Genomic DNA, 25,363 nt, shown 5'->3' on the forward strand with positions numbered 1-25,363 from the left:
CTCAGACGGCGATCGGGTGCTTGATCGCGTTCCAGTCGTCGGTCCACGGACGCTTCTTGTCCGCGCCGTCGCCGATCGGGTTGATGACGAGCCCGGCGATGGAGTAGTTCTTGCCCCACACGGCCATCCCGCCGTTGACGTAGGTGTGCCACTTCGGGGCGTTCCCGACCAGCGTGCCGAGCCCGTTGGCGCCGCCGAATTTGCCGAGGTCGTTCCGCAGTAGCTGGAAGTCGACGCCGCCGATCCGTTCCGCCCAGCTCGTGAAGCCCTGCCTGGTGAACCGGTCGGCACCGAACTGTTTCGAGATCGTGGCCCAGTCGTTCTTGATCGTCGTGCCGACCTTCGGGATGTTCCACCAGTTCGGGTTGTCCTTGAACTTGCCGGCGAAGTCGTCCAGCTTGTTCAACCCGTTAGTCCTGACCTCGTTGCCCAGCTGGTTGGCGTACCGCACCTTGGTTGCCGACCCAGCGCTCGTCCAGTCCTTGATGGCGGCGTCCCGGATCTTCGAGATCTTCCCGAGGTCGACCTTCGTGGCGTTCTGGATCGCAGTCTTGCCGGCGGTGACGCCCTTGCCGACCGCGACGGAGGTCGCCTTCGTGATCCCGGCACCGACCCCGAGCGTGACCACGCCGACGACCGCCATGACCAGGTCGAACACGTTCCCCTCACCGAGCGCGGTCAACCCGATCTGCGCGACGAGACTGACCCCGGCCGCGACGGCGCCCATGATGGCCAGCACACCGACGCCGGGGATCAGGATCGCCAGCGCAGCCAGGGCTATGCCGATGTACGTGAAGATCTTGACGATCAGCTTCAGCAGCTTCGAGAAGAACGCCTTGATCTTGTCGCCCAGGGTGTCGTGCAGGCCGTCGTCCCATGCCGCCCGGATCGTCGACGCCGCCGCCTTGCCCGCACCGTCGAGCGCCGACAACGCGTTCCGCAACTTGGTCTTCGCCGCGTCCATCGCGTCGTTCGACCTGGTCGTCGCCGCGTGCTTCGCGTCGATCTGCCCCTGCTCGTCGTCGGTGAGCGGGGGAGCGTCGTCGGCGCGGTTCTCGGACGGGTCCGGCATCGCCGACGCACTCGCACCCGACTGCTGTGCGGTCTCCGCTGCCTGCAGTGCCGCGGCCGACTCGCTGAGCCCGTCCTCGAGCGCCGGCAGGTACCCCGTCAGCGCATCCCGGATGGCGTCGTACCGGCCTGACATCTTCTGCAGGGACTCCGCGACCTCCTTGCTCTTCTTCCGGACGGCGTCAGCGGTCTCGCCCTTGAACTTGCTGTCGTCGCCGTCGCCGATGCTCTTCAGGACAGCCGCCTCGGAGGTGATCTCCGACGCCATGTCCTTGTAGTAGGTGATGAGCTCCTGCATCACGCCGGTGTCCGCGATCACCGGGTCGGTGGACTCGCCGAGCAAACCCCAGTTGCCCTCGCGCACCGGCATCAGGCGTTCCCCGCGTCCGTCGTCTCGGTGGTGAGCTTCTCGCTGAGGTCGTGCTCAAGGTCCGTCCAGTTCTGAGTGACCTTCTGCATCTTGTCCCGCAAACCGGCGATGGCGCCCTTCATCTTGTTGCGGTGGATCTTCCAGTCGCCGGAGAAGTCGTTCATGGCCTTGTACACGTCGTGCTGGCCGTAGACCTGGTCGAGCGCGCGGTCGTCGGACTTCTGGTGCTCCAGCTCGTCCGAGATGTGCTGCAGCTTGGTGGTCGAGTCCTCGAGGACTTCCTTCGTGATGATGAGGTCTGCCATGACTGCTCCTGGTCGGTGAACGGGATCGGAACCGGATCGGCCCCGGTGCTCGTCGTCATGACGAGGACCGGGACCGATTCGCGGTCGCTACTTGATGGCGTTCGCGAGTTCCTGGTCGGTCTGCTGGAGCGCCTCGGACGCCTTGTTCAGGTACATCGACATGCCCTCGAGGCCCTCGATCGTCTTCGTCGCACCGTCGTTGAACTCCTGGTACGAGCTCCCGAACGCAACCGATGACTGGTCCGTCACATAGCCGCCCGAGATGAGCGAGTCGACGAGGGACTTCAGCTCACGCAGCTTCGAGGTGATGTCCTGCTCACCGTTCACCAGCCGAGTCGCGGCATCCTGCATCTCGCCGTAGGTCACGTTCAAGTTGGGCATTGCCTGCTCCTGTCGTTCGTCTGCACCCCCGATCGAGGGACAGTGGCAGAGTATTCCGAACCGAAACCAACGCACAAGAGCTTTTTTCGCGATGTTCGACGACCACGACCGAGATCGTTGCATCGTCGTCCTCGTCTCACCGGGTACGTGGTCCACGACCTTTCGCAGTGCAGGCGCTACGTGCGAGCGACGGACCCTCTCGTCGTGTCGTGGACCGGAACCTCCACGCGTAGGCGTTCGGGGGCAAGTTGAAGGCGAAGGAGACAAGTTGCATGCGCGACGACACGCGGTGTCGTCGAACTCTCTACTTGTCGGCAGCCTCGACCCAGGGGATCGGCGTTCGACGTGTGGGGCGCCCAACTTGATCGAACATCTTGTCGCCATTTTGCCGCGACACCGCCCGCTTCCGCGACGTTGCGATGGCTGGTGTACCGGCCAATGGACTATCAAGACACCTCGAGAGTGATGGATGGTCGGCGACGAGTGCCGGGGTCACCAGGGGATGACGTTGCCGTCCTCGTCGAGGAACAAGCCGTTGGCAGCTGCAGTGTCGGCGGTTACGAGGCTGATGATCGTCGCTGCTCCCTCGGCGGGCGTGAGCGGCGCATTTCCCTCAGTGAGATCCGTGGCGACGTGTCCGGGCGATACGGCCGAGACTGCGTAGCCCTGTTCGCCGAGCTCTCTGCCCAGGTGCACCGTGATCGCGTTGAGGGAGGTCTTGGCGGTGCCGTACGCCGTGGACCACGGCCCGACCCAGCTGTCCTTCGATGCAAGCGAGCCGCGGTAGCTGCTCACGTTCACGATGCGGGGGACGTCCGACCGACTCAGCAGAGGCAGGAACGCCATTGTGACGTCGACGACTCCGAACAAGTCGGTGGCGAACACCGCTCGAAAGTCGTCCAAGTGCGACTCCGACGGCTTGTCGAGGTACCCGACGTTGATGCCGGCGTTATTGACTAGTCCGTCGAGCCGGCCGAATCGTTCCGCGACCAACGCCGCCGCCGCGTGGATGAAGTCGTGGTCGGTGACGTCGATCTCGACTGCTTCAACGTTCCCGGCGATGCCGGCTGCTAATGCCTGTCCTCGTTGGAGATTCCTCGCGCCAAGGAGGACGGTGTGTCCGAGGGCTGCAAGACCCTCGACGGCCGCGTAGCCGATACCGCGGGTTGCGCCGGTGACGAGGATCGTGCGGCGGTTTGCGGTCACCATGCGAGCTGCGTGTCGTCTTCAAAGACCGCGCCGGTGGGGCCGTCGGCGGGGAGGGTCGCGAGGCGCACGGCGACCGCGGCGCCCTCGTCGGGGGTGCGGGTGCCGCGGAAGTTGTTGAACTCCGTGGCCACGTGGCCGGGGGCTGCTCCGTTGATCTTCAGCGGGGTGTCTGCGAACTCGCGGGCGTAGTGGACAGTGAGGGAGTTGAGAGCGGTCTTCGAGCTCGAGTACACCATCGAGGGCTGGCCCACCCAGGCGCCTTCCTCGCCGATCGAACCACGCTTGCTCGTCACGTTCACGATCCGGGGCGCGTCGGCCTTCGTCAGCAGCGGCAGGAACGCATTGATCATCCGCACGACGCCGAAAACGTTGACCTCGTAGACGTTCTTGAAGTCGTCGACGTTCTCTTCCGTCGGCTTCGGCAAGTTCTCGAGCGGCCGGAACGTGATTGTGTTCACGCCCGCGTTGTTCACCAGGACGTCGAGGTGACCGAAGTCGGCTGCGACCTCCGCCACGAGGGCGTCGATCTGTTCCTGGTTCGTCACGTCGAGGATCACCGGGCGCACGTCGCCGTCGATCGTGTCGGCGGCCTTCTGGCCGACCTCGACACTGCGGGCCCCTAGGAGAACTGTAAAGCCCTCGCGGGCGAGGCCGCGAACGATTGCGATTCCGATGCCCTTGTTCCCACCGGTGACGAGAGCGACTTTTGGGTTAACGATTCGTGTTGTCATGTCAACAGCATGCACCCGAGCCTGTTGATGTGTCAACATCAAGTGCGATAGCTTGTTCGCATGACAGCGCCACTGACTGAGCAGGAACAACGCCTTTGGCACGCTTGGAAGATCGCAGCCGACCACGTCCGACAACGAGTGGCGGAAGACATCAAGGCCGGCTCAGGGTTGTCGGATCAGGACTTCGGGATCGTGACCCGACTGGTCGAGCTGGGCGGCGGCGAGCTTCGGCAGAACGACCTCGGGGCTTCGTTGCAGTGGGATCGCACCCGCCTCTCTCATCAAATTACGCGGATGGAAACCCGCGGACTCGTCAGTCGCAGCACGGTCGACGGCGGCGTCCTTGTCCGAGTCACGGATAAGGGGGCAGGCCTCGTGCGCGTGGCCCGACCGATCCACGCTGCCGCGGTTCGCAAGCACCTCCTTCAACGAACCGAGGGCATCGATCAGGCGACGCTCCTCCGGGTCCTCGAGCATCTCGCAACCGATTGACTGTCATCTCGATAGACAAGGTCAGCGTGCGCGAACACGACACGGAGAGAAGCGAGAACAACGACATCGAGCGAAGCTGTTCACAGGTCAGGTCTTTGGAGGCTCGTAGACGAGGTCACCTTTGGAGGCTCGTAGACGAGGTCACGGAGGAGACGGCGGGGACCCTGGCTGGTCGGAGACTTCGGTACAGGCATATATCGGCCCGCACACCCGGAACCCGACCCACTTGGACAGCCTCAGTGCAGCCGCCACGTACCGAGCCGCCGGCCTACTCGAAGCAAAGGCCGCTGCAGCGTTCGCGCGATCCGCTGAGGTGCTTGTAGAGGCACATCGGCTGGGCCTCGCGATCGACGACCTGCTCGCGCCTCTGCCGGACGACGACGAGCCCCACTAGCAGCTTGCGGCCGGGACCGACAGGCTCGCGGGGTGGTGATCACGATCTCCGGTTCGCGGCCCATCCCGAGTAGTCCCAATGGTCGACATTTTGTGAGGGAGCGCTCACACCGCGTCAGCACTATGCCTCCTGATCTGGGCGTTTGTCGGGGCGCCAGGGACCTGTTCGGTTCGCACGCGGGCCTTCACGTGACTGGATGCCCAAGGTGGAGCTTCACCCACGGGCACTGCGCGCGCTTCTCGACTGCCGCGAGCGGATAACGCGGCCGTCTTGTCTCGCGGGGCGGGTATCGTCAGCGCGTGAACGAACCCGAGGCGCCGACGATTAGGGAACGTTCGCGCCGCGCGATGCGGGACGAGCTCACCATGGTTGCTCAGGACCTCTTCCTCGACCGAGGCTTTGACCAGGTAACGGTGGATCAGATCGCTGAGGTTGCGGGCGTATCCAAGCGCACGTTGTTCCGGTACTTCGCGTCGAAGGAAGACATCGTCGTGGGCAGCTACGAGCGGTACGGCGACCGCCTCGCGGCCGGGCTTGATCAGCGGCCCGCCACGGAGCCCGTGTGGGACTCGCTGTGGGCGATCTTCACCCTGATGGCTTCGCAGGAAGCGGCCGTGCAGGACCGCACACGAGGGCGAGCCCTGGAGCAGATCGTGCACTCCACGCCCCAGCTGACGGCTCGGTTCTTGGAGAAGATCCAGATGCAGCAGCAGGCCCTGGTTGGTCCCGTCCGAAGTCGTCTGGCGGCCCAAGGGGTCGCAAGTGCTGATCCCCGCGCCGCCGCGATCGTCGGAGCGGCCTTTGCCTGTCTGTACGCGGCCCGGTCCTCTTGGCTCGTTTCCGATCCGGCTGAGCACTTCCGCGAGCACCTCGACCGGGCGATGGCCAGCGTTACCAGCGTCGGGTAGCAGAGGCAGCTGCGAAAGGCTGTCACTTAGTGACATATGCGCTACCGTGTGACGGTACGTGTTGTTGTGCTGCACATCAAGGATCAGCGTTCGTTGTGAGCATCGTGAGCTGCTCGCGCGACCAGGCGCGAACGTCTTCCTGTGGATTTGGAAAATCCGCGTGATGAAACCCGAGTGAGCGACTCGTCCCTTGGGCAGGCCTATGTCTAGGCCTCCTCTGGTGTGCCAGAAACCTGCGGGAGGTCACTGTGCAGCGGAGCGACGCGGCGCTCATTGCGGCGGCAAGAGACGGCGACAATGACGCGATCGGCGTCCTCTGGAAACGCCACGCACCCGCGGCGCTGCGTCTTGCGCGTCGTCAGTCGAGTGCCTCTGATGCGGATGACCTCGTGTCGGAGGCCTTCACTCGGATCATCAAGACCCTCCGCGGGGGAGCGGGTCCAACGGAGCTGTTTCGGCCGTATCTGTATACGGTGATCAAGAACCTCACGGTTCGAGAGCAGCAGCGAGATACTCGGTTCACCGACGCGGATACGGACTTCGACCAGCTCGAGACTGACGATGAGGCCGATCCTGCCGACACGGTCGCTCGGGAGCTGAACCGTCACATCCTTGGGCGTGCGTTCACCGCGCTTCCGGAGCGTTGGCAGGCGGTCCTCTGGTACCTCGAGGTCGAGGCGATGAAGCCGCGGGAGGTGGCTCCGCTCGTCGGGTTGAACGCGGGAGCGGTGTCATCACTTGCATACCGGGCGCGACGTGCGCTCCGGGGTGCGTGGGTGCAGGAGCATATCGATCTCGATGCGGTGCCGGCCGAGTGTCGACCGGTGTTGGCGGACTTCGGCGCGTACGAGGCCGGCACCCTGTCCACGAGCGCCCGGCGACGCTTCGAGCAGCATGTTCGCGACTGCGAATCGTGCCCGGACTTCCTCGCGCAGTCCCGTCGCGAGGTCACCAGCATCGCAGCGGTCTTATTACCTCTCATCGCGGGAACAACCGCTGCCCACCTGGTCTACAGTTCCGCCTCGGGGACAGCGGCCGCGAACGCGGCCGGCGTGCGAACCACGGTACGGCACGGCCGTCGCACGAGCACGGTCGTAGCAGCCGCGGCAGGCGTCGCTGTCCTCGGCGCTGCGGCCTTTGCGAGCACGATGTCGACGACCAGTGACGTGCAACCCCTCGCCGCTGATTCGACACCTTCCGCAGGCACAGCCCCCAACCAGCCCCGCACCGAAACCGAAAGCCGCGGCGGTGCCTCGCGCCCCGCGGAACGGTCTGCTCCTCAGGCGTCGCCGCCCGCGACAACGACGCCGCTTCTGCCGCGACGCCACAGCGACCTCCCGGATGCACTGCCTACTGCTCCAGGAGGTCCGTCGCGATCGGTCCGCAGCGAACCACCCGACGCGAACGGCGACCAGGACGCCCCGGGAGCGCGACCGGGACCAACGCCCGACCCACATTCGCGCCCGCGGCCAGACCCGGATCCGGATCCCATCCCCGTGGCTCAGCCGTTGGCAGCACCAGTTCCGGACAACGAGCACGAGGCAAGCGCACGTCGCATCGTGCCCCTGTCCGGGCGAGGGGAGGCCGGTACAACGGTCACCGCGATAGCCACGCAGGCTGCACCGTCCGTCGAAACCGAGGTCGACGCAGACGGCCGGTGGAGCGTGACGATGGAATTCGCCGCCGACGGCCTCCACAAAGTGCAACTCACTGCGGTCGCTGCCGGACGAGCCTCGTCGCGTGCAGCCGTCGTCCGGGTACTCGTGGACACGCAGGCCCCTGCCCCGCCGACGTTGATCGTGTCCTGGGCAGACACAGCGGTGACGCCACCCGTGTTCGAAGGGACGGCCGAGCCGCTTTCGCGTGTCGAGGCGCGCACGAGCGACGGTGCCGTCTCGGCATCGACCATTACCCAGGCCGACGGCACGTGGCAGCTCAGGCTCCTGACGTTGCCACCGACCACGGATCGCCTCGAGTTCACGGCGACGGACGCAGTCGGGAACACCTCGGAGAAGACGACCAGCCCCGCGTTCGCGTTCCGGCCGACGTTCACGGCGCCGACACCTGACGCGGTCCTGCCTGAGGAACCCATCCCGGTGGGGATCCAGGGGTGGCCGGGCAGCTCGGTGACCGTGTGGCTCGGCGGACGGCCCCTCGGCGCACTGAGCCTCGATGCGGCCGGTACGGCACGGGGTCTCGTCGGAACCGGTGACGGCAGCAGCCTGGCACCCGGCTCGTACGAGCTGGGTGTCTCCTACATCGCGGGCATCGCTCCGCTGTCGTCAGCGCCGCGGACCACCATCCAGGTGACCATCGGCTGAGGATCGATCGGTCTCTTCGGCTCGAGTCGCGTGACGTCCGCGCCCATCTCGACTCCCTCCTGACGAGTGCGCGTGCTCATCGACGAGTGTCGCGCCTGAACCGTGAGTCGTCAGGAGGGCACGAACAGACATGGTCGTCCACACATCCCCCAGTACGACGGAAGCCGACTTCCGTCGCATGGTCGCGCAGCAGTACATCGCGACGCTCCCCGCCCTGATGCCGCTGGCAGCGTTCCAAGAGCTCACGCAGCAGCAGGACACGGGCCGGATGCAGGTGGTGCGGCTCGGTGGTGCCGAGTACGTCGTTCCTGCACAGCACCAGGACATCCTTGCCGGCGACGCCCCGTTGAACTCGCCCCGTGTGCGCGATACGCGCTGGCACCGGCACGACGACGAACGGACCATCGTCATCACCTGCACACCGTCGACCTGGGCGGTGATCACGAACGCCGCCGCCAACGCTCAGCTCACCCCGCACGACCTGGTCCATCGCACCGTTGAAGAGCGTTTCGCGCATCGACCGGTGCCCGCTAGACCCGCCGCAGGCTTCCATCGGCTCCGCCGGTGGCTGCGCGCCTGGCTCTGGGACGAGCGTCGGAATCGAACGCGAGGCATGTTCCGCCGTTGTTGCGTGACGAACGATGCAGCCCCGACTCCCTCTAGGTGAGAGCAGGTCATCTGCTCTTCGTTCGTCCCGACACTCCAGAGAAAGCAGCACCCGATGAAGAAGACAACCAAGGCCGCCATCGCCGCCGGCGGTGCCGCCGTGCTCCTCCTCGGAGGCGCCGGCTCCCTCGCGTTCTGGAGCGACAGCGGCACGGTCGCCGGCGGCACGATCACCACGGGGTCCGCGTCGCTCTCCGACGGCACCTGCGACGACGGCTGGGTGTACGCCACCGGCACCGACGCGGGCAACCCGGTCACGGCGATCGTGCCCGGCGACGCGATCACACGGGACTGCACCTTCACCATCAACGGCGTCGGAGACCACCTCACCGTCAACCTGACCGCCCCCGAGGCGCTCTCGGTCACGACCACGAAGGGCACCCCCACCACACTCGGTGTGACCGCCAGCGCCTCCTACGTCCGCGATGGAGTCGCCCTCGCCAACGGTGCCTCCTTCGCCGTCGACGGCCCGGAGACCCTGCAGGCGGCGATCACCGTGACCTTCCCTTACGGCACCGCGACCACCATCAACGCCAACGACACCCAGAGCGTCGTCGGCCAACTCGACGACATCACCGTCGGACTGACGCAGGACCAGTCCTCAGGCGCGAACCCCAACGCCTGAGATGACCAGCCGGGCTCGCACATCACCGGCCCGGCACCGTCGCCGGAGCCTCGGCCGCGAGATCAGACGTCTCGTCGGCCGGGGCGCCGCATGGACGGTCATCGTCGCCGCGGCAGCAGTCCTCCTCGTCGCGGTGGTCATCCCGACGCTGGCCGGCGGCACGGCGCTGACGGTCCTCACCGGCTCGATGCGCCCGGGTATGCCTCCGGGCACATTGCTCGTGATCCGGCCGGCCGAACCGAGCACCCTCCGGATCGGCGACGTCGTGACCTACCAGATCGAGTCGGGCAAACCCGCCGTGGTGACGCACCGGATCGTCGGAGTGTCCTTCGACGGCCACGGTCACCGGCTCTTCACCACCAGAGGTGACGCCAACGGCTCCGACGACCCACGCCCCGTCCGAACCGTGCAGATCAAGGGCGAGGAGTGGTACTCCATCCCCCACCTCGGATGGGTCAACTCCCTGCTCTCGCCACAGGAGCGCGGCATCGGTCGACTCGCGATCGCTGCAGCGCTGTTCGTCTACGCCCTCTGGATGCTCATCGGCAGCATCCACGGGCGTCGGAACCGACGCCGAGCACCACAGAAGCAGGAAGGCACACCATGAGCTGGCACCGACGCGCCGGAACGATCGCAGCGGTCACCGCGCTCGTCCTCACGGCTGGACTGACGTCGACGTCGCCCGCCCTCGCGGAAACGCCACCCCGCCCGAGCCCCGGAGTCTCCCTCAGCTCGAACGGGAGCGTGTGGGCACCCGACATCACCTCGCCGCTGTTCGACCCCGGCACTCGTTGGGTGCCGGGCGACCGCCGACACGCATCCTTCTTCGTCCGGAACGACGGCGAGGCCGACGCTGACCTCGCCGTCACCATCCGCGCCGAGGACCCAAACGGCCTCATCGCAGGCAACGCCATCGACCTCACCGTGAGCACTCCGCATCGGCCAGGAATCGCACCTCCCACGACTCTCGGCAGGTTGGCACGAGGATCCTCCGAACGAGTCGACGTCGCGGCGGTGTTCCACGGGACTGCGTCCAACGCGACGATGCGCAAACTCCTCCGCTTCAGCGTCGTCGTCGACCTCGCCGGTATCCCGACTGGCGCCACCAACGCGACCAGCGCTGCCGGACAGGTGAGCGACGGCCGTCCAGCCAGCGATGCCGATCCGATGCCACGCACCGGCCTCCTCGCCTACACGGGCAGTGAACAACTCTGGACGCTCCTCGTCGTGGGGCTCACCACGCTCGCCATCGGTCTCGCGACGCTCATTCGCCGAGCCTCCGCCCGAAGAATCGCCACCCGCAGAAACGGAGCACGACCATGAAGGACCACACGACACCCCGTCGCCGGACGCGACCCGCCCGCCACGGGGCGATGCTCGCAGTGGCTGCCGCAGCGGTCGGCGTCGTCGCACTCTCCTCGGGGGCAACATCAGCGTTCTGGACGGACACCTCCGCGGCGACGACCGGCGCGATCACCTCGGGCGCCATGGACCTGCAGCTGCAGACGACGAACCCCACCGGAGCGCAGGGGCTCGGCACCGCGTACGACGCGAGCGACATCGCCGTCACAGCCATCACTCCGGCGGAATCTCGAGCGTTCCCGATCACCGTCAAGAACGTCGGAGACGCCAACTTCACCTACTCCGCCACCGTTACCCGCAGCACCAGCCGCGCCTGGGGCTTCGCGGACGGATCCATCACCCTCCAACTCTTCACCGGGACCCCGGACAAGTCCGACACCACCTACCCCGTCCAACAGACCTGCTCGGGAACCGCCCTGACCGCCGCGCAACCCGTCGGCACCGGCAACACCACCATCGCCCCGACCCAGCCCCTCTCAGCGGGAGGGTCACGGACCCTGTGTGCCGTCGTGGCGATGGTCACAGCCGCACCGAACAGCGACCAAGGCAAGTCGGGAGTCCTCCGCATCGACGTCAGCGCCGCACAGGTGACCTCGTGAGTCGTCCACAGCGACGGTTCGGCCTCCCCACGCTCCTGCTCGCGCTGGCACTGGCCATGCCTTCCGGTGCCGGAACAGCCGCCGCGTACACCGACTCCGCGCCGGCAACCAGCGGGACCATCACCGCCGCAACGCTTCCATCGCCCGCAGCACTGCCTCCAGCGTCGACCTGCACCGCGAACAACGGGCTCTTCAGCAGCAGCATGACCATCAACTGGGGCGGAGTCGCTCCCACGGCCGGTTCGCCACCGCTCTCGGCGTACGAGTACCAGCTCGAGTTCCTCGACAGGAACAACGCCAACCGAATCCTGAACACCGCCACCGTGACGCACACCGGCGGCTCCGGCGCGCAACAGAGCTACGTCGTCACCTCCGGCACGTTCGCGAACCTCCTCGGCCTGAACTGGCTCAGCCTGAACCGGATCACGACGCAGGTGCGGAGTCACCTGGTGGGGACCTCCTGGCGCGGCGCGACCGCGATCCCGGTGAACTGGACCACCTCCACACTCTTCGGCGTCACATCGTTTAACTGCCTGCAGTGACCAGGAGCAACCCAACGTGCACGGGGTTCTCGGCGGCCATTCGACATGCACCCTCGCCACCGCACCTTCTTCACGAACACAAGGAATTCACGAATCAGCTCGAAGGAGGCCGACATGGCAGAACCAGCCACCTGTATGACCAAGAAGCTCGAAGAGGAAGTCGCCGCAATCGAGGGCGTATCTCGCCTCTATCCCAATAGCATCTTCGCCTCGTTGGCGGAACTTGTGCGGCGGGACGGGGCCGGCAACTCTCGCGTGATGATGCGCGAGGGTGTGGTCACGGTCACGATCGGTACCGCACCCGGCAGCATCGCCCGCGACGTCGCGCACGAAGTCCACGAGGTCGTCCGTCGCTTCCTTCGCGGCAATGATTTGCCGTGCACACGCGTCAACATTACGATCGCGACCATCGGAGTCTGAGCCGACCTCTCGGGGCCCCGAATGCGACTGACGGGAGTCCGAGGTCGTGCGTACGGTGTTGGTCCGCGCCTGCGTCATTCCGCAGTGGATTCGGGTGTCGCGGCTCGAGCGCGCTCCGTGTGCGAGCCCCGTTTCGTACTGCGGCTAGGAAGCGATGCAATCGCACTGTTCAACGCCTCAAGTGGACCTCGACGTTTCACCAGCGTCAGAATCGTGCCGAGTAGCAGAACTCCAAAGACTTGAAGTGCAAGAGCGCCGGGACCGAATGCCCATGGGGGCAGCGTGTCGTCCGTATCTCGTGTTGTGATGTACATCGTTGCAGCGGCCGTTGCGAGGACGTGTAGCGTGTAAACCGTCAGTGGGGCGCCGCCAGCTCGCTGCAACGGCTGCAGAATCACCGGCACATCCCGCATTCGGTTCGTCAGTGCAACGAACACGGTGATGACGATCATCGCGGCACCCATGGTTTTGATGATGTCGCCGGTAGAGCCGGTGTGCGGTGCAGCGTTCAGTACTGCGAACCAGCCGCCCTGGATTGGCGCGCCGAAGCCTTGTCCGGTCGCGACTGCTTCCGCTGCCTCGTGTGAGAGGCCCTTGCCTTCCAAAACGTTCATGACCGCGCCTTGACTTGCGATCTGTACTGCTGCCCCCACTGCGAAGAGAGCCGCGCCCACGCTGCCGAGCGTGACGAGAGCGCGCGGCCGGTTCGGTCGGTCGACGAGCAGGCGGCCGATCAATACTCCAGAGAGCATGTAGGCCAACCAAGTCACGGCTGGGTAGGTGCCTGTGAACAAGGCGGACCGTGCGAACGCTGCGGGATCGTCATAGGACAGTTCACCTATTGTCAGAAGATTTGAAGTCGCGCGAACCCAGACATTCAGTTGCGGTCCGCCGACGGCGAGTGCGGCCACGATGCACAGGATGGCCGCCGTGGGGAGCCGGAAAAGTAGTGCCGTGAGTATCAGCGCCACCCCGTAGTACACGAGGACGATGATGATCGGTGACTGGAAGACGCCGATCAGGCCACCAATAGCGATGATGACGATTGCGCGGAGCATCAACGACAGGGTTGCTCTCATCGGATGCCCTGAAACGGTGAGGCGGCCTGTTGCCAGTACGGCGCTCACGCCGCCCAGTACCGCGAAGAGCGTCGATGGGAAGCCTGTGACAGCCACCTGCAGGGCGTTCGGCCCCTGACCCGCGAGGAGATGATCTGTCATCATTCCGAGAATTGCCAGGAGGCGGGCAAGATCGAGTCCAACTATCCTGTCAGCATTCACCCTTGTCCATCCGGACGGCGTGGTGCCTCGCTTGCCTGTTGTCATTCTGTCGCTTCCTAGATCATGTCAGTGGGTGCCACCGAGATCGCGTCCGAATTGTCGGCGATCATCTCCCGAGCCGTTGCACGTCTACGACGTGGGGTCACGGCGCAAAGGGTCACGGCGTATTGTGCTTTCGAGTGGCAGTTGTTCGTGGCGAAGTCTCGCCATCGAGTGCGTCAAGCCGTCGGTCCTTCGGCGGAGGTGACGCAGCTGGGTTGACGTTTCGTCAGGTGGTGCGAACCCTGGGCGCGCTTCGAAGATCCAGGGATTTTCGCGGATGCGTCCGATGTTCGCGATATGGGCGATGCGGGGCGAGACGGCAGGGAGTATCCGTCTCGCCCCGCGCTCCGCAGGGACGGAGCACGAGCCCGAGGGCTCGCCTTCCTCGCTCGACCGAGGAAGATTTGGGAGGCGGTCCGACAGGCGAAGCGGATCGCACCGCCGTCGAGGGTTGTCCTCGCTAGTTCCTTGTCTTCTTCGTCAGCTGCTTGCGGCGTCGGCCAAGTACCGCAAGCCACAGGCCGCTGGCTGCGACGATGAGGACCGCGACTGCAACGCGGGGGTCCACGAGCGGCGTCGGCAGATCGTGGATCTCCGCGAACTCTGCCTGCACCGAAGTTGGGTTGAGGGGTGCACCGTCAACGGTTCCGGTGACAGTGACAGTGCCTACCTTGTCGCTCGTGAGCTCCACGGATGCAACGCCCGAAGCATTCGTCGTGGCCTCGTCTGCGCTGAGCTTCCCGCTCGGTGCGGAGAACTTCACCGTCACCCCGGGGAGTGGATCTCCGCTGCTGTCGCGCACTGTGGCGGTGACGCGGTGTGCCGTGGCACCGTCCGCGGGCACGGAGGCCTTGGAATCGACGGCGAGCGTGGACTTGCCGGTGGCGCCCGTATCCGGCCCGATCGCGTCCGGAAGGTCCCAGAACACTGACCCGATCTGTGCCGCGTCGGACATCTTGGTGGGATCCATGGCGACGCCGGAGCAGTCAGCTGATCCGGCCGAGCTCCGTGCATTCGCCCACGCGAGCAGCTTGTAGTAGCCCGGCTTCTCGAACTTCACCGATCCAGGGAGGAACGAGTTGATCCATCCCGACTCGTGTGACTTGAAGCCGATCTGCTTCTGCGAGGTCACGGGGTTGTTCTGAGAATCGACCCACTGATAGGTGACCTGATCAGTGATGTCGCATCCGGCTGCTGCGGAACGGCGGCTGCTGAGGGCGTCCACGTAGAAACGTCCACCGGGCAGTGTTGTCGTGGCATCGTCGACAACGTTGCCCCAGGCGTACTGCGAGTTCTTGCCCACGGAACCGGGCTGCCCGGAGAGGACGTTGTCCCATGGAACGTTGATGACCGGTCGGCGGGACTCCTCGTCGCCGCTCGTCGAAACGACCTGCATCGGCATTTCCCCGTACAGCACCGTCCCGCTCTCGAGCGTCACCCGAATCTTGGGAGCAACCTTCTCAGTCTTCGACGTTGCCCAGGAATCGCCACGTGCGGCAATGTAGACGATCTTCGTCCCACGCCCGGTTTGAGTCTTCGCGACGCTGTACACCTGGTCGATGCTGTCCTGCGAGTCACCGACTCGGGAAGCGGTGATGAACGGAGCCTCTGGCAGCTTCGTCAGGTCGTACTGATAGGACACATCCTTGATCGCGTCTCCGGGGCGCATGGTGACTGCGAGGTCGGCGCGGAACTCACTGTCCGAAACGGCGGTCTCACTCGTTGTGTTCAACCACCCGAGCATCTTCAAACTCGGCTGGACGGTCGTGCCGGACTTGATCGTGACGGGGGTCGACAAGGGTTTGCTTGTGCCGAGTGCGCTGGCGGAGGCTGTTGGGGCGATGACTGCGACGCAGGAGAGAAGAATCGTCCCGGCGGCGACAATTGCATTGGTGCGGAAATTCATTGGTGCCTTTCATGAAAGTGTCTTGTGGATTTGACTTCTAGAGTTCGTGTGCGGTTCCTCCAACCGTGAGATTCTCTGCATTCCGCCTAGTTTTCGACCAGGTGGTCTTTCGACGCGCCGCTCGGACCATTGCTCGGGGGGTCGTGATCATGACGTACAAGGTGTAGATGAAAACCAGCCCCCCCAACACGATCGATGCAGCGAAACTCATCCCAGGTTCGCATTCCTTGCGGTAGATGGGCCCCCACATGGCAAACGGAACAAGCCCAAGCAGGATCAATGCGCCCTTCGTTGCCCACTCGCTGGGCGCGATCGTGACGTCGATTCCCTGTCCGATCATCTGCAGAACGGTCATGCAGAGCTGTGTGCCCCAAAAAGCGATCACGACGATCTGTGTGTACGGCAGAAGCAGGTAGTAAGCCGTTTCGAGTACACCGGGAGGGCTGATGTGCACTGAGTTGCGCATACGTCGCAGGTACAGGAGGCATTGAATGTTCCCCTGAGCCCACCGGGTTCGTTGCGTGAGTAGCCGGGGCAGATCCTCCACAGCCTCCTGAGTGACGTGGGTGGAATGGACGTGCGCCGATTGCCAGCCACGAAGCAGCACGTGAACGCCCATCTCGTAGTCCTCGAGAAGAGAGCCGTGCCAGGGGCTCCCGAATTCGTGGTGGAGCTCTTCCAACACGCGCAGCCGGGAGAACTGACCGTTCCCTCCCATCCCGACTGTCCCGGTGCGTGCGCGCAGGCTCTGCATGCCGGCCACAATGGTGCGGAATTCGAGGTCTTGCATGATGACGAGGAACCGTCGCCACGCTCGTCGAACGCGTGAGAGGTGCAAGTAGCGTTCGTGCCGATTGTGCATGTGCACAGTGATCTGGGCGGCACCGACATCGGTCCGGGCGAATGCCCCCGCTCCCGCGATCGCGCTAAGCGCGTTCGGTGCGAGCCGCCCGTCCGCATCAACGATCCCGACGATCACGCGATCGGATGAAGCCTGGACACTGTTTCGTTGACGCCACGCCACGAGGCTCTGATACGCCGCGTTGAGTGCCGCACCCTTGCCCTGGCGCGCCTCGGGGAGCACCCGCCGGACCAAGTGCACGTTTGAGTCCTCGCTCATAGATCTTTCGACGATTTCGGCGGTTGAGTCGACACTCGCGTCATCGATGATCCAGAGATGAGCCTCAGGAAAGTTGGTGCGCGCATCGTTGATCGTCCGTCCGATGACAGTTTCTTCGTCGCGGCAGGGAACGAAGAGATGCCACTCAAAGTAGCTGGCGTCCGCGTCGGCGTATTCCCTACGGCTCAGGAATGACGTTGCGATGAGTGCCGCGTAACAGGCGAAGGAGAGAACTGCAGTGAGCGTCACTGCCGCGTAGATCGTCTGCCACATAGTTCATCGACCCCCGAGTTGCTTCGGAAAGCAGATGCGAAGGGCCAGCAGGATTGTTGCCCCTGCGCCGACGAGGACGATGACCGTCCCGATGCCCGAATGCAAAAGAGGATAAATGGCAAGCGTTCCGGCGCGGGTGCCGGCGACGACGAGGGTCAGGCGCGCGACATTGACGAGACAGAGCGCGCAAGAGCCGACGACGACCATAACGGCACCTCTGGTCAGCTTCGGAAGGCTCACTGTGACGATGAGGGCGCAAAACGCGAGAAACGGCACGAGCAGGAGTACCGTCGAGCATTCCGGGGTGATCACGAATCGCAACCAGTCGCCGTGGGTGGACTGCACGGTAATTTTGTCCCCGAATGCTGAGACGGGAACACCGAGTAGCCGTGCGCTGATGAGTGCTGTGGTTTTCGCTTCGACGTCGCGGAGGTTCACCTGATCGTGCAACATCCAAAGAATCAGGAGAAGTGCGGTTCCGGCGAAGAACGGCACGGCTCGTCGTCGTCGGTGTTGCTGCCGCTGTTGCGTGCGGAGATGCTTGCGGTTCGGCCGCGGGGTGCTCGTCACACCGACGACAGGTGTTGGTGCCATCACGCCACGCCCGCGCTGCGGCGGGAGTTGGCGATCTCTGTAGCGAGGGCGGCGATTCGTGCACTCGCATGTCCGTCGCCAAACGGCGATCCCATGCCGGTCAGCCGTTGCTCCCACGACGTGTCCTTGATGGCGTCGCGCATGCTGGCAGACAGCGAATCGGCTGGCTGAACGAGGCGAACAGCGCCGCTGGAGAGAGCTTCGGGGCGTTCGGTGTTCCGTCGCACGAGGAGGAGCGGTTTCTGCAGGACTGTCGTTTCCTCTTGTAAGCCCCCGGAGTCGCTCACGATGAGTGCAGCGTCTCGGGCGAGTAGGAGAAAACTCTCGTACCCGAGTGGCTCGATCGTTCTGATCTCCCGGAGCAGCGACTCCATGCCGAAACGCTTTGCAGCAGCGATGGTGCGTGGATGTGCCACGAAGACGACGGGGAGGTCGGCCTGTGCGAGCGCGGACAGTGCTCGGCGGAGCGCGTCCGCGTTATCGGTGTTTTCCGGTCGGTGCACTGTGGCGACGATGTACGGACCGAGCCCTGCAGTAGCCGGGTGGGATGTCTCGGACAGCGCCGCGAGGGTTCGTCTGCACACTTCGACGACAGTGTTACCGGTGACGTGAATCGCGTGTGGCGGAACGGACTCGGCGATGAGGTTGGCGCGGGACCAGTTCGTGGGCGCACAGTGGACGTCGGCGAGTACCGCGGTCAACCGGCGGTTGATCTCCTCTGGCATCGATCGATCGTTGGAACGAAGGCCAGCCTCGACGTGGATGACAGGGATTCCGGTGATGTTGGCTGCCATCGCGCCAGCCAGCACGGTGTTTGTGTCACCTTGCACCACGAGGGCGTCGAACCGGTGGTCGCGGAACAGGGCGCCAAGTGAGCTGACCATGATGCCGATCTGCGTTGCGCGATCGGCGCCACCAACTCCGTCGAGAGAGAAGGCCGGTGCCGGCAGCCCGAGTTCAGTGAAGAAGTCGTCGGAGAGCGACGGGTCGTAGTGCTGCCTGCTGTGGATGAGCACGGCCGTGGGGCCGAGCTCATCCACGACGGGCGCAAGCTTGATGATCTCTGGGCGTGTTCCGAACAGGACGGCGACGCGAGGCGCTGACGTTGTTACCACTGATCCTCCCTAGGACATTGGGTCGGCCAGTACCATCGCCCGAAGACGACCTCGCTCAGTGGGGTGCGGTCCGAACCTCGACGGTGACGGAGGTGTTCCTCAGTGGAACCTGCGTACTGTTCACGGCTTGCACGTAGGACTACTGACGCCGAGGAGGCGAGGAAATGTTCATGTTCGCGAAGGAAGTCTCCGCCGCTGCGTCGATCGTGCGTTCTGGCTGGAGCGTCCAGGTTCGTTCGCCGTACCCAGGTCTTGGGCTCACGACGACGCTGAACCAGCTCGAGGCGCTGCTGTCCGAGGAAGGACACACGGTGTTCCGATTCCGTTCAGTCCTCGGAAGCGACCAAGCGGCCTACTTCGCACTCCAGTCGGCCGGCCTGGGAGCGCAAGCGCAACGTCTCGCTCGGCCCGCTGGCGACCTGATCGATGAACTCACGGGTGCGCTCAACGCTTCAACCCGGACCGTCGTGATGATCGATGATGTGCGCTCGATCGACGCGGAATCGCTCCGCGTGGTGCAGACAGCCCTCGCCCGAGCGAAGCGACCCGTGGTTGAGGGTCGGGCGCTCGACTATCTGAGCCTTCGCCGTTCGGGAGTGCGATGGGTTCCCACCCCCGACGCTGTGGTCACCTTGCACGCGCTGGGCTATGTCGACACCGCCAGCCTGCTCCACGGCGATCTCGGCGCGCCGCTGTCGTCAGAGGTCGTCTCGCGGATCTTCGCGAAGTCCGGTGGCATCACCGGGCTCTCCCTCGCTATTCTGCGAGGCGCGCGAGCCGCCGGGCGGATCGCTCTGCACGACGACCGTTGGGAGCTCGCAGCACACGATCTCTGGTCCGCCACGGTAGACGCCTGGTTCGACGCCGCGCTGACGTCACTGTCCTACGAACAGGTGCAAGTACTCGTCTCGCTCCCAGCCGGCCTGGACAGCGACACCGAGGTGATTGACGGCCTGATCCGCAGCGGTCTACTGACGCGTTCCCGCCACACACCTGACGCGGTCGTTCCGACACCGCCAGCGCTTGCGACCTATCTCAAAGCGAAAAGCGTCGCACCGGATCTGCGCCAGCGCCGTACGCGGCAAGACATGGGATCCATCAGTGTGATGGAAACCGCTCGGGTCGTGCGGCTCGCACGCGAGAAGGCGGAAGCCCGCGTCCTTCAGCAGCGAGAGGTCTGGCTCGCAGTGCCGACCCCGGCGAATGCGCTGCCCTACCTGACCACCTTGTCGAGCTCACCCCGCAACGATCGCGCTATCCAAGAAGTATTCGACCGCACGCAACTGTCCATGGCCAACAATGCGGATGATGTACTCGACTTCGTCCTCTACGACGTGCTACGCGAGGACAGAGGTACCAGCCCGAGAGCTGCTTCTATAGTGAAAGACTTCGTAAGCACTGATCCCCAGTGGGCACACGTGTTCCAAATCCTCAGCTACTTCCGCAAAAATCGGTCGGTACCCGCCGGCGAGGTGTCGGCTGCCCGATCGGAGGCCGCGGTCGATCCCATTTCCACCGTGATCGTCGCGCTCGACGCCTACGCCCAACTCGGCGAAGGGCGCACATCTCGCGTCCTGCGTGATCTCCGCGTCCCAACGTTTCCCATGCACAGCGCTGCCCGCTTCCAGACATTCGTCGACCCACTTGTCCGACTCGTTCAGGGGCGGCTGCCGGAAGCCTTCAGTGTTTCGCAAAACGAATTGCTACAAGCCATAGAGAGCGCCGACTATCGCCAAATCATGATCCATAGCTACGTGTGCGCGATGGTATCAACGTTCAACGGCGATCACAGCCGCGCGCTTGCGTTCATCGACCAGGCACTCGCGTTCGGCACGCCGGGTGGCGGCACAACTTCGTTGTACCGAGCCCTGTTGTTCCTCGGCTCGTTTCTCCATGCCGGCGCTGGCTCTGAGAACGTCGCCCGAGCGTTCCTTGACGAAGCGCGCTCCTTCGAAACATCGACACCACCTCTGCCGTTCATGCAGGCCGCCCTCGCGGAGGCACTGGAAGCGTACATCGACGGCGATATCGCCACTGCGGTCGCTATCTCACGCGAAGTCTCAGCCGACATCGCAACGGAAGGTGAGCTGTTCGCGGCGGTGGCCACGCTCGAGTTCACCCTCAGCATCCGGCCTGAAATCCAGACACTCGACGCGCTCACGCAGTGCCGAACCTTGCCGAGTGGCCGTGTCCTGCCGACTCCGGACTGGGTCAACGTCGTCGCTGCGACGTTTGCATCGGACGAAGCGTTCTCCCGGGCCGTGTCGGGGATATCGACCTGGGTGCGCAACCCGCTTCTGGAGCCTGCTCTTCGGGCGAGGTTGCAGCAAGACGCCGGCTGGCATCCGGGCACACGAGAACGAGTAGAGCGATTCCTCACGGCGGGAGGAACCGACAGCTCAGCAACTCCCACCGTGATCCGAGGCGCTACAACGGCTCCGGGCATTCTCACCCGTCGAGAACGGGAAGTGAGTCTGCTGGCCGCGCGGCTCTCGAACCGAGAAATCGCAGCGCAGCTCGGGGTGAGTGTGCGGACGGTCGAAAGCCATGTTCGCAATGCCATGAAAAAGACGAACACGCGTCAGCGCTCAGCGCTCACGATCAGCGCTGAGGGGTCAAAGGGCGGCATCAGATCCGCGTGATTTTTCGTTGCGCTCCGAAGACAAGCGCCCCCATCCGGCGTGGTCTATCTCTGTCAGGTGCACCGGCGTCCAGCTGGTCCTCCGAGGCCGCATACGCATCATCTCGGATCAATCGTGACCGGTCAGCACTCGCGCGCACTGAGAGGTCTCCCATGATCGACGCGATGCCGCGTTCGGTCGTACGATGCCGGTGCGTCCTCCGGACGCACCGGCATGCACACGCGGACGACGAGGAGACCAAGCACGATGAAGAAGCGGCTGACGGCGTCTGGTCTCGTTCTCAGTGCCCTGCTCGGCGCGGCACTCGTGGCGGCGTTGCCTGCCGATGCGGCGACGACCAAGGTCGGCGGGGTACCAGTAACGGACGGCACAACCACATGGGTAGCGGCATCCGACATCTCCGCGATCACCCAGGCGGTACCGACCGGCTGGGCAGTATCGAATCCACCGCCGGTAGAGGACGCGAACGGTCTTCAGCTCACAGGCGGTGAGCTCCTGCTGCGAGGCGTCGATGGGACCGTACCCAGCGATCTCGGCCGCATCCATGGTGGGACCGCGGGTGAAACGAGCGGAACCCCGTTCATCTACGAGGCGTCCGGTCCGGCCCACTACGTCCTCCTGATCAACCGCGCAGGCAGCGATTCGGATCAGGACCTGGTGGTGCTCTACTCGACAGGGACCACGCCATCTGCCGTTGACGGAACTTGGACAACGGACGTCACGATCGGCGCGATTCCGCCGAACACGCCCAGAACGTTGGCAGAACTGCAGGAGCAGCTCACGGTGTCCTCACCGGCCGCCACACTCAGCGCGTACGGGGTCGGGACAGACGATTCCGAGCGAGCAACCCTCTCGGACATCACGTTCGGACCGCAGCGCGCCTATTTCACGCCCCGACCAGCTGGTGAGCTCACCGCGGCAGGCACTGTCACGCCCGCGCTTCTGCACGGCGAGGGTGTGGAGATCACAGCGAGCGGCTTCCGTCCTGGAGAACCTGTGGCGGCAACTCTCGTTGACGACAGCGGCACGCGGAGCAACGCGACACGAGGATACGTCGCCGACACAAACGGTGAGGTTCACGCGACGGTGGCCTTTCCCTCCAACCTCAAACCGGGTCCCGCAAGAATCCTCCTTGCTGGTCAGCAATCTGCAGTGGTAGTTGCTTTCCCTCTGGCGATCAACGAGTCCAACTCATCCAGCACACCAACCCCACCCGGAGCGAGGCCGTCAGGTCCGGAGACCCCTCCCGCAACGATGACCCCACGCGGACCGGATGGTGAGCCTTCGAGCTTCCCGACGGGAACTGGACTGTCCTTCACCGGCTAAGCACAGTCTGAAGCGGAACTGTCAGCACTGCTTGGACGAGTCCAGTCCACGACGCGGGGGTCGGAGTGGTTGGGCGCCGGCGAAGCCCCATGGTTCGGCCGCAACCCGCATGCACAAGTTCTCGTGGCGATGGGCGAGCCTTGCTGGGGGAGCGGATCGCTGGTACTTCCGCGGCGTAGCCTTGCATTGAGTCAAACGAGCCGTGGAGCGGTGCTCGCCCCGGCGTCGGTACTCGAGCAGGTCATCGCTGCTGTGACGTGTCTGCCGGCAATGAGCTTCCTTCGCGAACGACCGGCTGACTCTGCTGCACGCACTGACGAAACAAGCAAGGAGAAGTACCGTGGGCAAGGCAACAACTCTGATCATCGGCGGAACCGGAACGGTCGGATCGGCCGTCATCGCCGAGGCGCTTCGACGGGGAATGACCGGACTGCGGGTCCTGAGCCGCGACGCACAGCGGCTGACGGATCTTCCCGATGGCGTCGAGGGTGTCGTGGGTGATCTGGGCGATCCCTTCGACGCGATGCCGGCGTTCGAGGGCGTCGAGCAGGTGTTCCTGGCCCTGACCGGAACGCCCACCGAGCTGTACGAAACGACCGTCGCGGTGAACCACGCCGTGGCGGCAGGGGTCCGCCGGGTCGTGTACCTGTCCGTCCAGGACCTCGACCGGGCGCCCCGGGTTCCCCACAACGCCGCGAAGCTCGCGGTGGAGGCGCTCCTCGAACGGAGTGACGTCGAGGTTTGCTTCCTCCGGGTCAACAACTTCTACCAGAACGACGTCTGGTACCTCGATGCCATCAACGACGGTGTGTACCCGCAGCCGATCGGCGGAACGGGTGTCTCCCGAGTCGATGTGCGTGACATCGCCGAGGTCGCGGTGAGTGCTCTGACGCCGGGGACGGAGCTCGCGGGACCGATCGACGTGTTCGGCCCGACCGCGTGGACCGGTGCGGCAACGGCAGCGGTGTTGTCCGGCGCCCTGGGGAAGACTGTCACGTACGGGGGAGACGACCTGGCGGCGTGGCGCGAGTCCTCCCTAGAGTCCATGCCGGCATGGCTGGTGTACGACTACGAAGCCATGTACTCCGGCTTCCAACGGACCGGTCTCATCGGAACCCCGGAAGCCCTCGCTCATCTCAGCGCGGTCCTCGGGCACGCTCCCCGCTCCTACGAGGACTACGTGCGCGAACTGCTCCGGTCAGCCGTCTGAAGCAATCCGTGCCGTCGTTTTCCGAGTCAACAGTCTCGATCGCATCCCAGTAGCAATCGGCAAGCTGCGGCCCCGGGACAGCGCGGCATCGTCGAAGCCGTCACCGAGCGCGTACGCGGCCACGCCTAGCCGCAAAAGAAGTTCTCGACGAGTTCGACGACCTCGTCGCCAGCATACGAAAACGCCACACCCGACTCCGCACAGCGCGCTTGGGTGCCGGTCATCGCCCCGGGCCTCGGCCTGGTCTAGCTCGCGGTCATTCGGACGCAGGCAGCCGGCTGCGTGATGTGCTGCATCACCTCTAGACCTGCGCACACCTGTCGCACATCGCGGACACGGGCTTCCGGGCTCGCTTGCAGGACGGTCGGGAAACGTACGCGAATAACGGCAGAACGCGATGCTCGAACGCCGTGCCCGCTACGCCCGGAGAGCGAAGTGCGATCAGGCTCCTTCATCGGGATCGTCATCTTTACTCGACCAGCTCGCCAAAGCTCTCGCCGTGCCCCTCGTGTCCAGGGAATGTCGCGTACGGCATGGCCGTCGTCGGAGCCTCCTTGACATGCATGTTGCTGAAAGAACAGCCCCGCACTGTTGACTAGGCGGGGCTGTTCGCAGGCAGTAGCACTACTAGTAGTGGGTACCGCCGTCGATGCGGATCTCCGTGCCCGTTATGAATCGACCGTCGTCACTGGCGAGCATCGCCACTACACCGGCAACGGTTTCTGGACCAGCAAAACCTGGGCCAAGACCGGGCTGCAACTTGTGCATCAGCATCAGGTTCGCATCGTCAGGCAGTCCGGGGCCGACGGACTGTTTGCTCGCTCCTGACCCATCCGTCATACCCGAGGAGATAGAACCCGGCTGTACAGCAGTGAAGCGGATACCTTGCTGGGAGTACTCCGCCGCTAGTGCATGAGTCATGGACTGGATTCCGCCCTTGCTGGCTGCGTACGCGGCCATGTACGGGTGTGCGAAGCCGGCGGAGGTCGAGCTGAAGTTCACCACGGCAGGAGCGTTGCCTTCGAGCAGCGCGGGAATCGCTTCACGGATCATGAGGAAGGTGCCGACGAGATTGACACGGATGACCTGCTCGAAGTCGGTCAGGCTTGTCGCGTCCGTGTGCGATGACCGAAGAATGCCCGCTGCGTTCACGAGCACGTCGAGACCACCCAGTAAAGCGATCGACTCGGTCACTCCGTTGCGGACCGAGCCTTCATCGCCGATGTTGACGTGAATCGCGTGAAGGCGATTTGCGGCGTCGCCAGCCTTCATCCGGGTGTCTGCGAGGCCTGCTTCGCTGATGTCCGCTGCGACAACGGTGCCGCCTTCTTCCAGCAGTCGTAGCACCGTCGCTTGTCCAATGCCAGATCCTCCTCCACTTATCAGCGCGCGGCGCCCATGGAATCGAGTGAGCATGGTTCCCTTTCGTCGATGTATTGCGGTGCGCAGCACCGATGGT

General features: G+C 64.6%; 24 protein-coding genes. 13 read left to right on the forward strand and 11 right to left on the reverse strand.

The annotated features are described in order from the left end of the window. Position 1: 1 nt before the first annotated feature. The 5 genes from BR70_RS0117525 to BR70_RS0117545 all read right to left on the reverse strand — a co-directional run bounded on the left by BR70_RS0117525 (position 2) and on the right by BR70_RS0117545 (position 4,106). Positions 2-1,441 carry a hypothetical protein gene (locus BR70_RS0117525; protein WP_027467099.1) on the reverse strand — a complete coding sequence of 480 codons (1,440 nt, stop codon included), beginning with the start codon at positions 1,439-1,441 and terminating at the stop codon, positions 2-4. Next, the gene (locus BR70_RS0117530) at positions 1,441-1,746 is read right to left on the reverse strand and encodes a hypothetical protein (RefSeq protein WP_027467100.1); all 306 of its coding nucleotides are present in this window, start codon (positions 1,744-1,746) and stop codon (positions 1,441-1,443) included. The genes BR70_RS0117525 and BR70_RS0117530 overlap by 1 nt, the downstream gene beginning before the upstream one ends. An 87-nt stretch (positions 1,747-1,833) precedes the next feature. Further along, the gene (locus tag BR70_RS0117535) at positions 1,834-2,127 is read right to left on the reverse strand and encodes a WXG100 family type VII secretion target (RefSeq protein WP_027467101.1); all 294 of its coding nucleotides are present in this window, start codon (positions 2,125-2,127) and stop codon (positions 1,834-1,836) included. 492 nt (positions 2,128-2,619) lie between these two features. After that, positions 2,620-3,336, reverse strand: coding sequence for an SDR family NAD(P)-dependent oxidoreductase (locus BR70_RS0117540; protein ID WP_027467102.1), 717 nt, complete (start codon positions 3,334-3,336; stop codon positions 2,620-2,622). Further along, on the reverse strand, positions 3,330-4,106 hold the full coding sequence (locus BR70_RS0117545; RefSeq protein WP_155896951.1) for an SDR family oxidoreductase: 777 nt from the start codon (positions 4,104-4,106) through the stop codon (positions 3,330-3,332). Before BR70_RS0117545 ends, BR70_RS0117540 begins: the two co-directional genes overlap by 7 nt. A 21-nt stretch (positions 4,107-4,127) precedes the next feature. Between BR70_RS0117545 and BR70_RS0117550 the strand changes: the two genes are divergently transcribed. From BR70_RS0117550 to BR70_RS0117600, 10 genes are all read left to right on the forward strand, one after another. Next, positions 4,128-4,559 carry a MarR family winged helix-turn-helix transcriptional regulator gene (locus BR70_RS0117550; RefSeq protein WP_027467104.1) on the forward strand — a complete coding sequence of 144 codons (432 nt, stop codon included), beginning with the start codon at positions 4,128-4,130 and terminating at the stop codon, positions 4,557-4,559. Between the two features lie 693 nt (positions 4,560-5,252). Further along, entirely contained in the window at positions 5,253-5,861 is a 609-nt protein-coding gene (locus BR70_RS0117560) for a TetR family transcriptional regulator (RefSeq protein ID WP_027467105.1), read from the forward strand. A gap of 248 nt (positions 5,862-6,109) precedes the next feature. After that, positions 6,110-8,182: a sigma-70 family RNA polymerase sigma factor gene (locus BR70_RS22990; protein ID WP_155896934.1), complete on the forward strand. Its 2,073-nt coding sequence runs from the start codon at positions 6,110-6,112 to the stop codon at positions 8,180-8,182. Between the two features lie 178 nt (positions 8,183-8,360). After that, a complete protein-coding gene (locus tag BR70_RS0117570) occupies positions 8,361-8,849 on the forward strand; it encodes a hypothetical protein (protein WP_197019669.1) in 489 nt (162 codons plus the stop codon). A gap of 54 nt (positions 8,850-8,903) precedes the next feature. Next, positions 8,904-9,473: an alternate-type signal peptide domain-containing protein gene (locus tag BR70_RS22625; RefSeq protein ID WP_051597073.1), complete on the forward strand. Its 570-nt coding sequence runs from the start codon at positions 8,904-8,906 to the stop codon at positions 9,471-9,473. 1 nt (position 9,474) lies between these two features. After that, the gene (locus tag BR70_RS21680; protein WP_051597074.1) at positions 9,475-10,080 is read left to right on the forward strand and encodes a signal peptidase I; all 606 of its coding nucleotides are present in this window, start codon (positions 9,475-9,477) and stop codon (positions 10,078-10,080) included. A 137-nt stretch (positions 10,081-10,217) separates the two neighbouring features. Further along, on the forward strand, positions 10,218-10,796 hold the full coding sequence (locus tag BR70_RS0117585) for a hypothetical protein (RefSeq protein WP_155896935.1): 579 nt from the start codon (positions 10,218-10,220) through the stop codon (positions 10,794-10,796). Continuing rightward, positions 10,793-11,434, forward strand: coding sequence for a hypothetical protein (locus BR70_RS0117590; protein ID WP_035809361.1), 642 nt, complete (start codon positions 10,793-10,795; stop codon positions 11,432-11,434). Before BR70_RS0117585 ends, BR70_RS0117590 begins: the two co-directional genes overlap by 4 nt. Next, complete coding sequence (locus BR70_RS0117595) at positions 11,431-11,976, forward strand: hypothetical protein (protein ID WP_027467110.1); 546 nt, start codon at positions 11,431-11,433, stop codon at positions 11,974-11,976. Before BR70_RS0117590 ends, BR70_RS0117595 begins: the two co-directional genes overlap by 4 nt. 114 nt (positions 11,977-12,090) lie before the next feature. Next, on the forward strand, positions 12,091-12,396 hold the full coding sequence (locus tag BR70_RS0117600; RefSeq protein ID WP_155896936.1) for a hypothetical protein: 306 nt from the start codon (positions 12,091-12,093) through the stop codon (positions 12,394-12,396). Positions 12,397-12,470: 74 nt separating this feature from the next. Here BR70_RS0117600 and BR70_RS23440 read toward each other — a convergent pair whose 3' ends face one another. From BR70_RS23440 to wecB, 5 genes are all read right to left on the reverse strand, one after another. Next, entirely contained in the window at positions 12,471-13,721 is a 1,251-nt protein-coding gene (locus BR70_RS23440) for a heparan-alpha-glucosaminide N-acetyltransferase domain-containing protein (protein WP_155896937.1), read from the reverse strand. Positions 13,722-14,178: 457 nt separating this feature from the next. Continuing rightward, positions 14,179-15,624 carry an Ig-like domain-containing protein gene (locus tag BR70_RS22630; protein ID WP_081827447.1) on the reverse strand — a complete coding sequence of 482 codons (1,446 nt, stop codon included), beginning with the start codon at positions 15,622-15,624 and terminating at the stop codon, positions 14,179-14,181. A gap of 37 nt (positions 15,625-15,661) precedes the next feature. Continuing rightward, complete coding sequence (locus BR70_RS0117610) at positions 15,662-17,017, reverse strand: XrtP-associated glycosyltransferase (protein WP_027467113.1); 1,356 nt, start codon at positions 17,015-17,017, stop codon at positions 15,662-15,664. A gap of 3 nt (positions 17,018-17,020) precedes the next feature. Next, entirely contained in the window at positions 17,021-17,512 is a 492-nt protein-coding gene (locus BR70_RS0117615) for an exosortase/archaeosortase family protein (protein ID WP_027467114.1), read from the reverse strand. A 98-nt stretch (positions 17,513-17,610) separates the two neighbouring features. Beyond that, positions 17,611-18,726 carry a non-hydrolyzing UDP-N-acetylglucosamine 2-epimerase gene (wecB, locus tag BR70_RS0117620; protein WP_027467115.1) on the reverse strand — a complete coding sequence of 372 codons (1,116 nt, stop codon included), beginning with the start codon at positions 18,724-18,726 and terminating at the stop codon, positions 17,611-17,613. Between the two features lie 164 nt (positions 18,727-18,890). Here wecB and BR70_RS0117625 point away from each other — a divergent pair, with 164 nt between their 5' ends. The 3 genes from BR70_RS0117625 to BR70_RS0117630 all read left to right on the forward strand — a co-directional run bounded on the left by BR70_RS0117625 (position 18,891) and on the right by BR70_RS0117630 (position 23,904). Continuing rightward, positions 18,891-21,368, forward strand: a complete 2,478-nt coding sequence (locus BR70_RS0117625) for a helix-turn-helix transcriptional regulator (RefSeq protein ID WP_027467116.1) — start codon at positions 18,891-18,893, stop codon at positions 21,366-21,368. 246 nt (positions 21,369-21,614) lie between these two features. After that, entirely contained in the window at positions 21,615-22,694 is a 1,080-nt protein-coding gene (locus BR70_RS23445) for a hypothetical protein (protein WP_155896938.1), read from the forward strand. A gap of 340 nt (positions 22,695-23,034) precedes the next feature. After that, positions 23,035-23,904, forward strand: coding sequence for an SDR family oxidoreductase (locus BR70_RS0117630; RefSeq protein WP_035809368.1), 870 nt, complete (start codon positions 23,035-23,037; stop codon positions 23,902-23,904). Positions 23,905-24,531: 627 nt separating this feature from the next. Here the strand turns inward: BR70_RS0117630 and BR70_RS0117635 are convergent. Further along, positions 24,532-25,320 (reverse strand): SDR family NAD(P)-dependent oxidoreductase, encoded by a 789-nt coding sequence (locus BR70_RS0117635; RefSeq protein ID WP_035809370.1) that lies wholly within the window; start codon positions 25,318-25,320, stop codon positions 24,532-24,534. Positions 25,321-25,363 lie beyond the last annotated feature (43 nt).

Source organism: Curtobacterium sp. UNCCL17 (assembly GCF_000686685.1).
GTDB lineage: Bacteria > Actinomycetota > Actinomycetes > Actinomycetales > Microbacteriaceae > Curtobacterium > Curtobacterium flaccumfaciens.